Origin of the sequence: Arsenicicoccus dermatophilus, from assembly GCF_022568795.1 — a bacterium.
GTDB lineage: Bacteria > Actinomycetota > Actinomycetes > Actinomycetales > Dermatophilaceae > Arsenicicoccus > Arsenicicoccus dermatophilus.
In genome coordinates, this window is record NZ_JAKZHU010000004.1 from 31432 (window position 1) to 44355 (window position 12924).

The following is a 12924-nucleotide window of genomic DNA, read 5'->3' on the forward strand; positions in this document are numbered from 1 at the left end:
CCCACCAGGGCAGGGCGCGAGGACGGTCTAGCCGAAGACCACGCAGGCGATGGCGACGTAGTGCGCGATCGCGGCCAGCACCGTGCACGCGTGGAAGACCTCGTGGAAGCCGAACCACGTCGGTGAGGGGTTGGGTCGCCGCAGGCCGTAGCACACGGCCCCGATCGTGTAGAGCACCCCACCCAGGGCGATCAGCACGACCACGAGCGGCCCGCCCGCCGTCCAGAAGGACCCCAGCCACCCCAGCGCCGCCCAGCCCATGACGACGTAGAGCCCGGTGTAGAGCCAGCGCGGCGCCGCGATCCACAGCACCCGGAAGAGCACCCCGAGCACGGCGCAGGACCAGATGAGCACCAGCAGCAGCACCCGCGAGCGTCCTTGCAGGAGCAGCAGGCTCAGCGGCGTGTAGGTGCCGGCGATGAAGACGAAGATGTTGGCGTGGTCCCAGCGCTTGAAGACCCCGCGGACCTTGTCGTTCCACCTACCGCGGTGGTAGGTCGCACTGGTGCCGAAGAGCATGAGCGCCGCCACGAGGTAGACCGCGCTGCCGATCCGGGCGATCAGGGTGGGTGCGGCGACGCAGAGCGCCAGCCCGGCCAGGAACACCACCGGGGTCATGCCGGCGTGGAGCCAGCCGCGCAGCCGGGGCTTGTCGAGCAGGTCGGGGGTGGTCGCGGCTGCGGGGGGAGTCGCGCCGGGAGGGGCAGGGTCGGTCACCGGTGTGCTCATGGCTCCAGGCTAGGTGGCGTGGGGTCGGCTCCACCACGCGCCAGGCATGTGCCAAGCTGCGGGTCCTGCTCCCACGGTGACAGTAGGGACCGGGCGGACGGGGCTGGTGGTCTGTTCGGCTGACGTCTCGGGCGGTTCTGCCGCCATACCTCACCTGCAGTATCTAGGTAACACTTATCGTGACGACGTGAACCGACCCACGACTCTCCTCGCCGCGGCCTGCCTCGCAGGTCTGCTCGGCGCCTGCCAGGGTGTGCCCGCGCCCGTGGCCACAGGACAGGTGGCCACAGGACAGGTGGGTCAGGCCGGGCAGGCCGGGCGCACCATGGCCGCTGGGCTGGCGACGCCGATGCCCCGTCGCACGATCGTCGTGGGCCAGGAGGCGACCCCGCCGGCGGCAGCGATCCCCGAGGAACGGGTGACGCCGCACGCGCCTGCACCCACGGCTCCCGTCACCGCGATCCCCCGACCGCCCGTCGCGACCACCTCGACGTCCGCTGTGACGCCCGCGCCGGTGACCGTCGTGCCCGCGGTCGTCACACCATCACCCCGCCCGGTGGCCACCGGCCCCAGCCGGGTCATCACCTACGGCGACCCGGTGACCGTGGCCAGGTCCGCGGCGCTGCAGCGCGCGGTGCGGGCCTGGTCCGACGCCTATCTCGGTGGCAACGGCCCCGCCGCGCACCCGATGCTGTCGACCCGCTGCCGCGCGGTCGCCTCGGTCGGCACGCTGACGCGGCAGGCCCAGGCCGTGCGCCGGGAGGTGGCCGGGCCGCTCGTCATCCGCACCCTGCAGACCCAGGTCACCGGCCGGGTGGGCTGGGCGACCTATCTGTACGACGTGCCGAGCGTGAACCAGATCGTCGAGCCGTGGATCCTCGAGGGCAGCGCCTGGAAGCGGGACGTCTGCTGACCCAGGGCGCTCGCCTCAGGCGAGGTCCATGATCCGCTCCCACTGGGGGCCGTCCAGCGACACCGCGGCCGCGGGGAACAGGCCGTTGTCCTCACGATCCATGTGGATCCGCAGCCGGTCCTCGAAGGCCTTGTAGCCGCTGAAGTCGCCGCCCTCGACCGCGTCGAAGAGACCCCAGAGGTCGTCGTGCTCGGAGCAGAGCAGGTCCACGTGCTCGGTGAAGTCCTCGTCCTCGCGCAGCACCGCGAACAGGCTGCGCTCCTCGGAGTCGAAGTGGGGCTGCATCAGGCCACGCAGGTGGTCGCACGCCGCCTCTACGGCGGCGAGGTCCTGGGCGTCGCAGGCCCGGCGCAGGATGCCGAGCTCGTTGATCAGCTGCTCGTGCTCGTCCATGTAGCGACCGATGAGCTCGATGTCCTTGCACCCGCAGTAGGAACACATGACTCCCAGGTTCCGCCTTATCCGGCATACGGTCAACCTGGTGCCCTGGCTAGGCTCGGGACGCGCCACGACACCTTGGAGGCCCGATGACCGTCGACGTGACCGATCCCGAGGAGGTGGCCCCACCGGCTGCGCCTCGTCCTGCAGGAGTCGCTCGCTGGACGGTCCACCGCGGCACTGGCCGGGCGGGTGCAGCGGCTGATCGAGGCCTACCGCTCCGGCGAAGTCCCGGCCGCGGTGATCCTCGACGATCCGGTGACCGTGTCGGCCTACGCCGCCTATCGCATGCCTGCGACGGTGGCCGCGCTGCGGTCGGCGCTGGGCGAGCTGTATGACGCCGTCCCGGATCTCGCGGTCACGCGCCTGGTGGACCTGGGCGGCGGGACGGGCGCCGCCGGCTGGGCGGTGGCGTCGCTGGACGGCGGGCTCGCCCAGGTCGACGTGCTTGAGCAGTCGGCGGCGGCCCGGGCCGCGGGGGCGCAGCTCGCGAGGCGGTCCGGCATACCTGCGCTGGTCGAGTCCCGCTGGCACGCCTGGACGCTCGGCACCTCGCAGGTGCCTGCGGAGGTGGGGGACGCCGACCTGGCCGTCGTGTCGTATGTCGTCGGCGAGCTGTCCGAGGCGCTGCGGCGCGAGGCTGTCGAGGCCGCCGCGTCGCTCGCGTCCACGGTGCTGGTGATCGAACCAGGAACGCCCGCGGGGCACCGCCGGGTCCTGACCGCCCGCGACCAGCTGCTCGCCCTGGGCCTGCGGGTGGCCGCGCCGTGCCCGCACGAGTCGAGGTGCCCGCTCGCCGACGGTGACTGGTGCCACTTCCCGGCACGGGTGGAGCGGTCGGCGCTGCACCGGACCGTCAAGGGCGGCGAGCTGTCCTACGAGGACGAGAAGTTCAGCTATGTCGTCGCGACCCGCCTTCCGGGGCAGCCCGGCTCGGGGCGGGTGCTGCGACATCCTCTGCTGCGCAAGGGACTCGTCGGGTTGAGGCTCTGCCTGCCGGACGGGACGGCCGCCGAGCGAATGGTGTCCAAGCGGCAGGGCGCGGACTACAAGCAGGCGCGCAAGACCAGTTGGGGCGATGCCGTGCGCTGAGCCACGGCGCAGCACCCCGGGCATCGAGCGCTCGGCGCCGGGTGCAGGGCTCCGGGCACGAGGCCCTGGGCGCAGGATCGGGCGACCGCGGGTCACGTCCCCGTCCTGCAGGGGGTGTGGTCGCGGTCGCCCGATCCTGCTGCGTCGGTGCGGTGGACCCGGCTCAGTGCGAGCCGTGCTCGCCCTCACCCTGCGCCGGCTCGCCCTGGTCCTGGCCACCCGCGGCGGCGGGCAGGTCGGACAGGTCGTCGGCGTGGTCGGTGGCCTTGGGGGCGTCGTCGTCGCGAGGCTCGAGGGCCTGGTCGCTCAGGGGTGCGTCGTTGCTCATGCGGTCAGGCTACGACGCGGGCCCGGGTGGGCGGCCGATGGGGCTCGATGCGATCGTATCGGCGGTTCTAGCATTTCCAGCATACGTCGTGACGGATGGGGAGCGAGGCGCCCGCACCGCGCGACCGCAGCCCACTTGGCCGGCCAGGTGGGCTGCGGTCGCGCGGATGGCGCCGTCGAGGAGGTCAGTCGTTCTCGGCGGGTGGGGTCGTCTGGGTGGGCTGAGGTGTCTGGGTGGGCCGAGGCTGAGGGGTGCCGGTGGGTTCAGGCTTCGGCGACGGCGGAGGCGTGGGAGTCGCCGTGGGTGCCGGAAGGGTCGGCAGGCCCCGTGGTGCCGGTGGCCGACCGGGGGGCTCCACCGCAGGAGGCTTCGGCGCCTCGGGTCGAGCCGAGGGGCGCGACGACGAAGGCCGACCGGGCCGACGCGGCTGCTGCGGAGGGATCTCGGCAGTGTGCGTGGTCGCGGGCTGCTGCTTGCGCACCGGGGTCTGGGCGTGCGGGCGTGAGGTGGGGGACTCGGTGGGCACGTCGAGGTCCTCGCTCGACCCCGAGTGCCCGCCCCCCGCGGCATCGAGATCGAGGGGGCGGTCCAGGTCCTCGGTCGTCGCGACCGCGGAGGGGGCCTCTGCGAACTGGGCGGGCGTGGACCTGCCGGTCGGAGCTGACTCGTCCATGATCGTGTGGCCGAGAGCGGCGCAGGCGACGAGGAGAACGCCACCGGCGGGCAGAGCGATCTTGTAGGGCAGGGGAAGGCGGGCGAAGCGGCCGAGGCGCTCGGGCGTCTCGGTCTCGGCCAGGTCCTCTGCGCCTGCACGGACCGACGTGGCGCCCACCGGACCGGGGATGACGCTCGTCGCGGGGACGGCCTCGGTGGCGGGTGCCGGGATGGGTGGCACGGTCGCCGTGGGGGTGGGCTCGGCCTCGGGTGCGGGTGCGGGGACGGTCCGCGGGGTGGTCTCCGCGTCGGCCTCGGTGGCCGGGGTGGCCTCGGTGGCGGGTGCCGGGATGGGTGGCACGGTCGCCGTGGGGGTGGGCTCGGCCTCGGGTGAGGGTGTCGGAACGGCAGCCGCGGGGGTGGCCTCGGGTGCGGGGACGGTCGCCGTGGGGGTGGTCTCGGGTGCGGGGACGGTCGCCGTGGGGGTGGTCTCGGGTGCGGGGACGGTCGCCGTGGGGGTGGTCTCGGGTGCGGGGACGGTTGCCGTGGGGGTGGTCTCGGGTGCGGGGACGGTTGCCGTGGGGGTGGTCTCGGGCTCGGGCTCGGGCTCGGGTGCGGTCTCGGTGGCGGGGGTGGACTCGGACTCCGCCTCGGTCTCGGGTGCGGGGACGGTCCGCGGGGTTGTCTCCGCGTCGGCCTCGGGTGCCGGGGTGGTCTCGGGTGCGGGTGCGGGTGCCGGGACGGCCGCCGCGGGTGCGGGTGTCGGAACGGTCGCCGTGGGGGTGGCCTCGGGTGCGGGGACGGTTGCCGTGGGGGTGGTCTCGGGCTCGGGCTCGGGTGCGGTCTCGGTGGCGGGGGTGGTCTCGGCCTCGGGAGCCTCCGGCTGCGCGGCAGGCCAGGGCAGCTCGATCTGTGGCAGGACCTCCGTCTCGGCTGCCGTGCCGGGTGCGGGTCGGGCGGGCCTGGTCAGCCTGACGGTGCTCGCATCATCTACCGGACCCGGCTCGCTCCCGGCCTGTTGGCGCGGCATGGGAGCAGGGTAGGGAACGGGCTCGGAAGCCGGCTCAGGCAGGGGCGTGGTGGTCGACTCCGGGGACTCCGGGCCGGTCTGGCCCGCGGTGTCGGATGTGGGAGTCGTGGCCCGGTCCGGGGCGGTGGCCGCCTTGCGGGCAAGAAGAGAGCATCGCGAGATGATGTCGGACAGCACAGGTGATCCTCTGGAGCTGACGTGAAGGTGCGCTCAGGGGCGAGACGTGGTCTTACCTTAGAAGTTGCCCCTGGGCGGGTTTCTAGAGATCAGCGGCAAGAATCGCGAGGAAACCCACGGCTAGTTCAACGTTTTCGCTGACGGTGGTTTAGCGCGCCGCCAGGTCAGGCCGCAGGTGAGCGGTGTTGGCGCTGGGTGAGCGCATCCTTGCCTGTCGAACGTGTGTCCGGCCTGCCCGGCGCCGGCCGTGACCCGTGGGATCGCGAACCAGCTCCTGCCCCCGTGGGGGGTCCGCGGCACCAGATGGATCACCCCGTCGATGCCACTCTAGTGAAAGTTTTATACAGCCTGATCCGCCGTCATCGGCGGCCCCGGCGGGCACGCAGCGCGGGCGGGTCGGCCTACCTCCCCGACCCGCCCGCACGACTCACCTGCCCGGGCCGTGCCATCGGGGCCAGGGTGGCCCCGATGGGAACGTTATGGGGCCCCTTTGAACGTGCCACGGGGCCAGTCTGGCCCAGGTGCCCGGCCGCCTCGCGGCGTTGACGGGTCGGGGGTCGACCGTGCCTGGGGGTGCTCGATCAGGGGCGATGGCGCCGTCTAGCGATGACCCGATAGACGGCTAGGTGACGACATCGAGTCGTAGGGGTCGCTCGGCAGGTGCGCCAGCGTGTGGTCGTCCAGCCACCGCCCGTCGCGGCCGAGGACGCACGCCCGCTCGGTCCCCTCGAGCACGAAGCCGTTGCGCAGCAGCACCCGCGTCGACGGGACGTTGTCGGTGAACACCTTGGCCACGATCCGGCGGACCCCGAGCTGGTCGTGAAGCATCGGCACGACGAGGCGGACGGCGGCCGACGCGATGCCCCGGCCCCACTCGCGCGGGTGTACGACGTAGCCGAGAGTGCAGTCCCAGGCGTCGACCTCCGGCCCCAGCGAGAAGGGCCGCTCGAAGCGGCCGCCGATGTCACCGACGACCTCCCCGCCCACCTCGATCGCGCACCGGTAGCCGCCGGGGGCGGTGCGCTCGGCGTGGACCGCGCGGGCATCGTCGAGCGAGGTGACCACCCGGCCGATCCACGGATGGGTCTGGGGGAGCTGCTGATAGGCCCACATGGCCGGCACGTCACCCTCGAACGCCGGGCGGATCGAGACCCGGCCGTCGCTCGACGGCCAGGAGACGGTATGGCGCTCGAAGGGCGACGCGGCCGGGCTCATGCGGGGAACCTACCCGTCATACCCACAGGTCCTGGGCGAGCAGCTCGCCCTGACGACAGCCCCGGGGGATCGCCCAGACCGAGGAGCCGATCGGGGTGGTCCAGGTGTTGAGCAGGTCGCCCTCGGCGAGGCGACGCTGCACCTCGACGAACTGCGCCAGCTGCGACTGGTAGGCGATGAACAGCAGCCCGGCGTTGCTGAGCTGGCCGGGCTCGGGGGGGTCGTCGTAGTTGAACGGCCGCCGCAGGAAGCGGTCCGTCCGGTCGGCCCGGTGGGGCATCGAGCGGCGCACGTGCGCGAAGTCGTCGATGACCGGGAGGCCCAGCTTGTCCTTGGCGTCCAGGTCCGGCGCGTCCCGCTCGGCCTTGCCGGTGAGCGGCGACCCGTCGTGCTGACGCCGCCCGAGGGAGGTGTCGCGGGTGACCGGGTCGGCCTCCTCCCAGGTGTCCAGGTGCATCGCGATGCGCCGCAGCACCATCGTGGTGCCGCCCTGCAGCCAGCGCGGCGCGTCCGAGCCGCACCACAGGATCGAGTCGTCCACGCCTCGTCGGGGATTGACGGTGCCGTCGACCTGGCCGAAGAGGTTGCGCATGGTCTCGCCGGGCGGGGTCACGGCATACCCCTGCCGGAAGCCGCGCTGCACCCACCGCACGGTGGCGATGGTGCGGGCCTCCTTGGTGAGCACCCACTGGGCGTGCGAGACGGTGATCGGCGAGTCCGCGCAGATCTGCAGCAGCAGGTCGCCGCCGGACCAGCGGTCCTGCAGCTTGTCGATCGCGGGGAACGCCGGCAGCGGTCCGAGCCAGGGCGGCCGTGGCTGGGTGACGCCGCGCAGCGCGAAGACGCGCGGCCCGATCCCCAGCGTCACCGACAGGGAGGCGGTGGTGCGGGTCATCTCCGGCTCGAAGTCGGTGAACGGCGCCGTGCCGCTCATCATCTGGGAGATGTCCTGGGTCCAGATCCGCATCAACCGCTGGAACGCCGTGACGTCGGCGCCGGGCACCAGGTCGAGCGCCACCCACACGCCGTGCGCCTGGGGCGGGTCGATGATGCCGGGCTGGTGCTCGCCCCAGAACTCCCGTCGCTTGTCCCCGCCCAGGGGCATCGCCGCGGGCTGCGCGTCGGTGCCTTCCTGCGCGGCGTCGCCCGCGGCAGCGCCGGGCGCGGCGGGGGTGGAGCGGTCCACCCCCGCCGTCGCCGCGGCTCCGACGGCCACCCCGCCGAGCGCCGACGCACCCGCGGCGAGCAACCCACGGCGGCTGACCGCGGGACCTGGGGCGCTGCCGGCCGCGCCGCCGGAGCTGTCGCGGGCGGCGTCGTCGGGCCCGTTCGGGGAACCGTCGGCGCTCATCAGCCCGCGCTGGTCGGGGCGGGGGTCATGGAGGTGGGCGCGCCCTGGTTGGGGGTCATCGACATGCCGCCGTAGGTCTCCTGGGCACCGTTGAACTCCCGCGCCGGCGCGGAGATCTCGATCTTGGCGCCGGCGTCGGTCTCCAGGGTGATCGGCACCGTCTCGCCGGACAGCACCGGCTTGGTCAGGCCCATGAGCATGATGTGGTTGGCCCCCGGGCGCAGCTCGAAGGCGCCGTGCTTGGGCACCACGAAACCGTCCTTGGTCTCCTTCATGACCATGGCACCGGAGGCGTCCTTGACGGTGAGGTGCAGCTCGCCGTGGTCGGCGATGGGAGAGGACGCCTTGACGACCCGGATGTCCTGGTCGGTGTCGTTGCGCAGCGTCGCGAAGATGCCGGTCATGCCGCCCTTCACGGCCTTGATCCAGGGGTCGGAGACGGTGAGCGGGCCGGCGGCGGACGATGCGGTGCCGGCGGCCGAGGAGGTGCCGGTCGTGGTGCCGGTGCCCGCGTCGGCGCTGCACGCGGACACGGCGAGCAGGGCGGCGAGGCAGGGGAGCGCGAGGCGCGTGTACATGGAAGTCCTTGGGTGGTCTGGTGTCTGTCAGGTCAGGCGAAGCAGACCTGGGCAGGTGGACCACGGCGGGGAGCGACGTCGCGGACGTGCGCGAGGGCCGGCGCGAGCACCGGGAGGGCAGGCAGGGCCGGGCGCGGCCCGAGGGCGGGTCGCGTCGGCCGCGGGCGTATGGCGGGCGCGACCAGTCCGGCCAGCAGCCACAGGGCGCGCTCGCCCCGGGCGAGGACCAGGGCGGTGACCGCGGTGGCGAGGACGTGGGTGAGGAGCATGACCCAGCCGCCGTGGTGCGCGTGCCCGAGGGCGGCGTGCGCACCTGCGGCGTGGCCGCCGGCGGCGTGCAGGTGTGCGGCCTGGAGGTGCGCGGTGGCGAGGTCGGGGACCGAGCCGTGGCCGTGGTCCGCCGCGATCGCCATACCGACGCCGGGGTCGACCGGTGCCCCCGTCCGGCCGAGCACCGTGAAGGCCAGGTGCAGCGCGAGCTGCCCGCCGCCGAGCAGCGCCGCGAGGGAACGGGTCCCGAGGCGGTGGGCGCTCGCGACGAGGGAGCCGGTGCCGACCAGGGCGCCGAGGAGGAGCAGGACCGCCGGGCCCGGCAGCGAACCGCCGCCGCACGCGTGGGCCAGCGCGGCCAGGCAGACCGTGGTCACCGCGAGGGCGCCCGCGCGCGCGGCGCGCGGCACACCCCCGTCCGGTCTGGTCATGGGTCCAGTCTAGGAGCGCGCGAGGCCGCGCCGGGGGGTGCGGACCGGCCACCGGATGCGTGCCGGCCCCGGACGTGGTGTCCTGATGCGCCCCTCACCTGCAGCAGGAGCATCCCGTGGCCGACATGACCGGAGTGGTCTTCCCCCTCGAGGACGACCGACGCAGCACCAGCGCCGTCGGGCGCCGCGTCGTCGCCGCCGCGCTCGCGGGCGCCGACCCGATCGGCTCGGCGTCCGCGCGCCGCGACACCGAGTGGCGCCGGGACTACGGCCGCCACTTCCGCCGGCTCGTCGAGGTCGGGATGCACGACGGCGACCTCGCGGTCCGCGTGGCCCGTCAGGGTCTGGACGAGCTGCACCGCCAGATGCGGTGGGTGGGCCCGGACGGGGGCGCCGAGCAACCGCTCGCCGCGGCCTTCGACGAGAGCCGGACCCCCTTACGCAGCGAGGTGGTCCAGGGAACGGCCGAGCCCGAGCGCGAGCTGACGCTGCCCTACCAGGGGCGGCGGCTGCGCGGCGACGACGTGCGGCGCCGCCTGGAGCAGTGGGTGCGCGACGGGGTCGTCGAGGGCGGCGTCCAGGAGGCCGTCGAGCGGGTCCTGGACCACCCGGAGTGGCTCGACCTGCGCGACCAGCGGGTCGTGGTGCTCGGGGCGGGCGCGCAGATGGGCCCCCTGCGCGCGCTGCTGCGCTGGGGCGGCGAGGTCGTCGGCGTGGACCTGCCCCGGCCCGAGCTGTGGACCCGGCTCGCCGCCCTGGCCCGCGGCAGTGCCGGGCGGCTCGTGCTGCCGGTGGACGCCCAGGCGGCGCCGGCGGGTCCGGATCCCGGCGCGCAGACCCGGCACGCCGGCGCCGACCTGCTGCACGACCTCGGCTCGGTCGCGACCTGGCTGGAGTCCCTCGACGGACCGCTGGTGATCGGCAACTACGTGTATGCCGACGCCGCCACCAACCTGCGCCTGGCCACGGCCTGCGACGCGCTCGCCGTGCGGCTCCTGGAGCGGCGCGGCGGCGACGTGGCGCTGGCCTTCCTCGCCACCCCGACCGACGCCTTCGTCGTTCCCCCGGACGCCGTCGACCAGTCCGCCCGCAGCTACCAGCGCCGCCGGGTCGGTCGCCTGGTGCGACAGCCGATCCGGGCCGCGAGCGGCGGACGGCTGCTGCGCCGGCAGTACGTCCCCCGCGAGGTGCCCGCCATCAGCGACAGCATCGTGTCCCAGCAGGGGCCGAACTACCTGCTCGCCAAGCGGGTCCACCGCTGGCGCGCCACCGTGGCCGCCGCTGACGGCGTCACCGTGTCGATGAACGTCGCACCGCCCACCCGCACCCGGTCGGTTACCCGCAACCGCGCCCTCGCGGCGGCCTATGCCGGGGCCCACTGGTTCGGCGTCGAGGTCTTCGAGCCCGTCACGTCCAACACCCTCATGGCCGCCCTGCTCGTGGACGACCTGCGCCACCCGGGCCGTTCGACGAGCGACCGCACCACGCTGCCGTGGTGCGCGGAGGCGCGGGCCGCTGCTCACGGAGGGCTCTGGCGCTCGGCGTACGACCCGCGCTCGGCCCTGGGGATCGCCGCCGTCCTCGGGCTCGGCGCCGCCCGCCACTGACCCCCTCCCGCCCGCTGACCTCGACCTCTCTCGCGCCAACGCCACCGCCGGGGCCGCGCAGCGCATAGGGTCGGAGCCATGGCTTCGCGACCCCACGCGGCGTCCCTCGTCGAGGACGCCTGGCACCGACGGATCACCGGCTTCCTGCACGAGCGCGGGTGGCGCACCGAGGCGATCGGGCACACCGGCTACGGCACGCCCGACAAGGTGCGCGTCCTCGGGCGCATCAAGATGGCCCGTCCCGGCGACCCGGCCACCCAGGAGGCGCCGGAGCCGGACGCCGCCGTCCAGGACCTGCGCGGCCAGGAGCGCGACCGCGGGTGGCGCAGCTTCGCGACGCCGCCGCCGGCGGTCAACTGCCCGGTGACCGTCAGGCTCGGCGACCAGGTCGTCGAGGCCCGCACCGACCGTGGCGGCTACGTCGACGTCTTCGTCGAGGGCCACGGGCTCGGGGCCGGGTGGCACACCGCGACGATTCAGTCGCCCGACTCCGACGTCGCCGAGGCGCCGGTCCTGGTGATCGGCGCGGAGACGAAGTACGCCATCGTCTCCGACATCGACGACACCGTGATCTCCACGATGCTGCCGCGCGCGCTGATCGCCGCCTGGAACACCTTCGTCGTGCACTCCAGCGCCCGCCGTGCCGTCCCCGGCATGGCCCCGCTCTACCGCGAGCTGCAGGAGGTCTTCCCCGGCGCCCCGGTGATCTACCTGTCCACCGGCGCCTGGAACACCTACTCCACGCTCACCCAGTTCCTCGCCCGCCACAAGTACCCCCTCGGGCCGCTGCTGCTCACCGACTGGGGTCCCACCAACACCGGCTGGTTCCGCTCCGGGCAGGAGCACAAGCGCTCCAACCTGCGCCGCCTGTGGCAGGAGTTCCCCGACATCCACTGGCTGCTCATCGGCGACGACGGCCAGCACGACCCCAAGCTCTACAGCGACTTCGCCGAGGACCACCCGGACGTCGTCGAGCTCATCGCCATCCGCGAGCTGACCCCCGCCGAGCAGGTCCTGTCCCACGGTCTGCCGGTCTCCAACGAGGAGCTGCAGCCCATCGAGCGGATCAACGCGACCACCCCGGTCTACCGCGCCCCCGACGGCTACGGCCTGTGGCGCCGCCTCAAGAAGCAGTACCGCCTGCGCGACATCGGCGCCCACGACCACCCGGACGTGACCGACCCGCAGGTGCACGCCGAGGCGCTCGCCGAGCAGCCCGACCGGGACGACCAGAACCCGCTCTGACGCCATGCCCGAGCTGCCCGAGGTGCAGGCCCTCGTCGACTTCCTCGCCGAGCGGCTGGTGGACGACGCGATCACCCAGGTCGCCCTCGGGTCCTTCTCGGTGCTCAAGACCGTCGACCCACCGCCCCAGGCCTTCGAGGGGGCGGTGGTGTCGTCGGTGTCCCGGCACGGCAAGTTCGTCGACGTCGACTGCGACGGGCTGCACCTGGTCTTCCACCTCGCCAAGGCCGGCTGGCTGCGGTGGTACGACGAGCTGCCCGGCACCACCGTGCGGCCCGGGAGGTCGCCGATCGCCCTGCGGGTGGGGCTGCTCGGCGGCGGTGGCTTCGACCTGACCGAGGCCGGCACCCGGAAGTCCTTGGCGGCCTACATCGTCCGCTCCCCGCAGGAGGTGCCCGGCATCGCGCGGCTGGGGCCCGACCCGCTCGCGCCGGAGCTCACCCAGGACGCCTTCGCCGGGCTGCTCGCCGGACGCAGCGTGCAGATCAAGGGGCTGCTGCGCGACCAGTCCGTGATCGCCGGCGTGGGCAACGCCTACAGCGACGAGGTGCTGCACGTCGCGCGACTGTCGCCCTTCGCCCAGGCCTCGTCGCTGGACGACGACGCCGTCGCGCGGCTGTATCGCGCGCTGCGCGACACCCTCGCCGCCGCCGTGGTCGCCGCGTCCGGCAGGCCCGCCGACCAGGTCAAGGACGCCAAGCGCGCCGGGATGCGGGTGCACGGGCGGACCGGCGAGCCCTGCCCCGAGTGCGGCGACACGGTGGCAGAGGTGGCCTTCGCCGACCGGTCGCTGCAGTACTGCCCCACCTGCCAGACCGGCGGCAAGCCTCTCGCCGACCGGCGGATGTCCAAGCTCCTCAAGTGAC

General features: G+C 73.9%; 13 protein-coding genes. 5 read left to right on the plus strand and 8 right to left on the minus strand.

The features are described from left to right. Positions 1-27: 27 nt before the first annotated feature. Positions 28-729, minus strand: coding sequence for a PAQR family membrane homeostasis protein TrhA (gene trhA, locus MM438_RS15220; RefSeq protein WP_241454285.1), 702 nt, complete (start codon positions 727-729; stop codon positions 28-30). A 187-nt stretch (positions 730-916) separates the two neighbouring features. On the opposite strand from trhA, the gene MM438_RS15225 reads away from it, so the two are divergent. Next, positions 917-1642, plus strand: coding sequence for a hypothetical protein (locus MM438_RS15225; protein WP_241454286.1), 726 nt, complete (start codon positions 917-919; stop codon positions 1640-1642). Between the two features lie 15 nt (positions 1643-1657). Here MM438_RS15225 and MM438_RS15230 read toward each other — a convergent pair whose 3' ends face one another. Beyond that, the gene (locus MM438_RS15230) at positions 1658-2083 is read right to left on the minus strand and encodes a hemerythrin domain-containing protein (protein ID WP_241454290.1); all 426 of its coding nucleotides are present in this window, start codon (positions 2081-2083) and stop codon (positions 1658-1660) included. A gap of 189 nt (positions 2084-2272) precedes the next feature. On the opposite strand from MM438_RS15230, the gene MM438_RS15235 reads away from it, so the two are divergent. After that, a complete protein-coding gene (locus MM438_RS15235; RefSeq protein ID WP_241454292.1) occupies positions 2273-3172 on the plus strand; it encodes a small ribosomal subunit Rsm22 family protein in 900 nt (299 codons plus the stop codon). A 163-nt stretch (positions 3173-3335) separates the two neighbouring features. Here MM438_RS15235 and MM438_RS15240 read toward each other — a convergent pair whose 3' ends face one another. The 6 genes from MM438_RS15240 to MM438_RS15265 all read right to left on the minus strand — a co-directional run bounded on the left by MM438_RS15240 (position 3336) and on the right by MM438_RS15265 (position 9206). Further along, entirely contained in the window at positions 3336-3500 is a 165-nt protein-coding gene (locus tag MM438_RS15240) for a hypothetical protein (RefSeq protein WP_241454294.1), read from the minus strand. 184 nt (positions 3501-3684) lie between these two features. Beyond that, positions 3685-5184 carry a hypothetical protein gene (locus tag MM438_RS15245; protein WP_241454296.1) on the minus strand — a complete coding sequence of 500 codons (1500 nt, stop codon included), beginning with the start codon at positions 5182-5184 and terminating at the stop codon, positions 3685-3687. Positions 5185-5961: 777 nt separating this feature from the next. Then, positions 5962-6576, minus strand: a complete 615-nt coding sequence (locus MM438_RS15250) for a GNAT family N-acetyltransferase (RefSeq protein WP_241454298.1) — start codon at positions 6574-6576, stop codon at positions 5962-5964. Between the two features lie 16 nt (positions 6577-6592). Continuing rightward, positions 6593-7927: a Dyp-type peroxidase gene (locus MM438_RS15255; protein ID WP_241454303.1), complete on the minus strand. Its 1335-nt coding sequence runs from the start codon at positions 7925-7927 to the stop codon at positions 6593-6595. Further along, positions 7927-8505 (minus strand): copper chaperone PCu(A)C, encoded by a 579-nt coding sequence (locus MM438_RS15260; RefSeq protein WP_241454304.1) that lies wholly within the window; start codon positions 8503-8505, stop codon positions 7927-7929. The genes MM438_RS15255 and MM438_RS15260 overlap by 1 nt, the downstream gene beginning before the upstream one ends. A 32-nt stretch (positions 8506-8537) precedes the next feature. Beyond that, positions 8538-9206, minus strand: coding sequence for a hypothetical protein (locus MM438_RS15265; protein WP_241454305.1), 669 nt, complete (start codon positions 9204-9206; stop codon positions 8538-8540). A gap of 125 nt (positions 9207-9331) precedes the next feature. On the opposite strand from MM438_RS15265, the gene MM438_RS15270 reads away from it, so the two are divergent. The 3 genes from MM438_RS15270 to MM438_RS15280 all read left to right on the plus strand — a co-directional run bounded on the left by MM438_RS15270 (position 9332) and on the right by MM438_RS15280 (position 12923). Next, a complete protein-coding gene (locus tag MM438_RS15270) occupies positions 9332-10813 on the plus strand; it encodes a hypothetical protein (protein WP_241454338.1) in 1482 nt (493 codons plus the stop codon). 78 nt (positions 10814-10891) lie between these two features. Continuing rightward, positions 10892-12058, plus strand: a complete 1167-nt coding sequence (locus MM438_RS15275) for an App1 family protein (RefSeq protein WP_241454306.1) — start codon at positions 10892-10894, stop codon at positions 12056-12058. Between the two features lie 4 nt (positions 12059-12062). Further along, positions 12063-12923, plus strand: a complete 861-nt coding sequence (locus MM438_RS15280; RefSeq protein WP_241454307.1) for an Fpg/Nei family DNA glycosylase — start codon at positions 12063-12065, stop codon at positions 12921-12923. Position 12924 lies beyond the last annotated feature (1 nt).

What these genes read in the sequence shown, in the direction of transcription:
- MM438_RS15270 (WP_241454338.1), top strand. Translation starts at nt 9,332, where the DNA reads ATGACCGGAGTGGTCTTCCCCCTCGAGGACGACCGACGCAGCACCAGC.
- MM438_RS15260 (WP_241454304.1), bottom strand. Translation starts at nt 8,505, where the DNA reads ATGTACACGCGCCTCGCGCTCCCCTGCCTCGCCGCCCTGCTCGCCGTG.
- MM438_RS15250 (WP_241454298.1), bottom strand. Translation starts at nt 6,576, where the DNA reads ATGAGCCCGGCCGCGTCGCCCTTCGAGCGCCATACCGTCTCCTGGCCG.
- MM438_RS15255 (WP_241454303.1), bottom strand. Translation starts at nt 7,927, where the DNA reads ATGAGCGCCGACGGTTCCCCGAACGGGCCCGACGACGCCGCCCGCGAC.
- MM438_RS15245 (WP_241454296.1), bottom strand. Translation starts at nt 5,184, where the DNA reads ATGCCGCGCCAACAGGCCGGGAGCGAGCCGGGTCCGGTAGATGATGCG.
- MM438_RS15280 (WP_241454307.1), top strand. Translation starts at nt 12,063, where the DNA reads ATGCCCGAGCTGCCCGAGGTGCAGGCCCTCGTCGACTTCCTCGCCGAG.
- trhA (WP_241454285.1), bottom strand. Translation starts at nt 729, where the DNA reads ATGAGCACACCGGTGACCGACCCTGCCCCTCCCGGCGCGACTCCCCCC.
- MM438_RS15230 (WP_241454290.1), bottom strand. Translation starts at nt 2,083, where the DNA reads ATGTGTTCCTACTGCGGGTGCAAGGACATCGAGCTCATCGGTCGCTAC.
- MM438_RS15275 (WP_241454306.1), top strand. Translation starts at nt 10,892, where the DNA reads ATGGCTTCGCGACCCCACGCGGCGTCCCTCGTCGAGGACGCCTGGCAC.
- MM438_RS15265 (WP_241454305.1), bottom strand. Translation starts at nt 9,206, where the DNA reads ATGACCAGACCGGACGGGGGTGTGCCGCGCGCCGCGCGCGCGGGCGCC.
- MM438_RS15240 (WP_241454294.1), bottom strand. Translation starts at nt 3,500, where the DNA reads ATGAGCAACGACGCACCCCTGAGCGACCAGGCCCTCGAGCCTCGCGAC.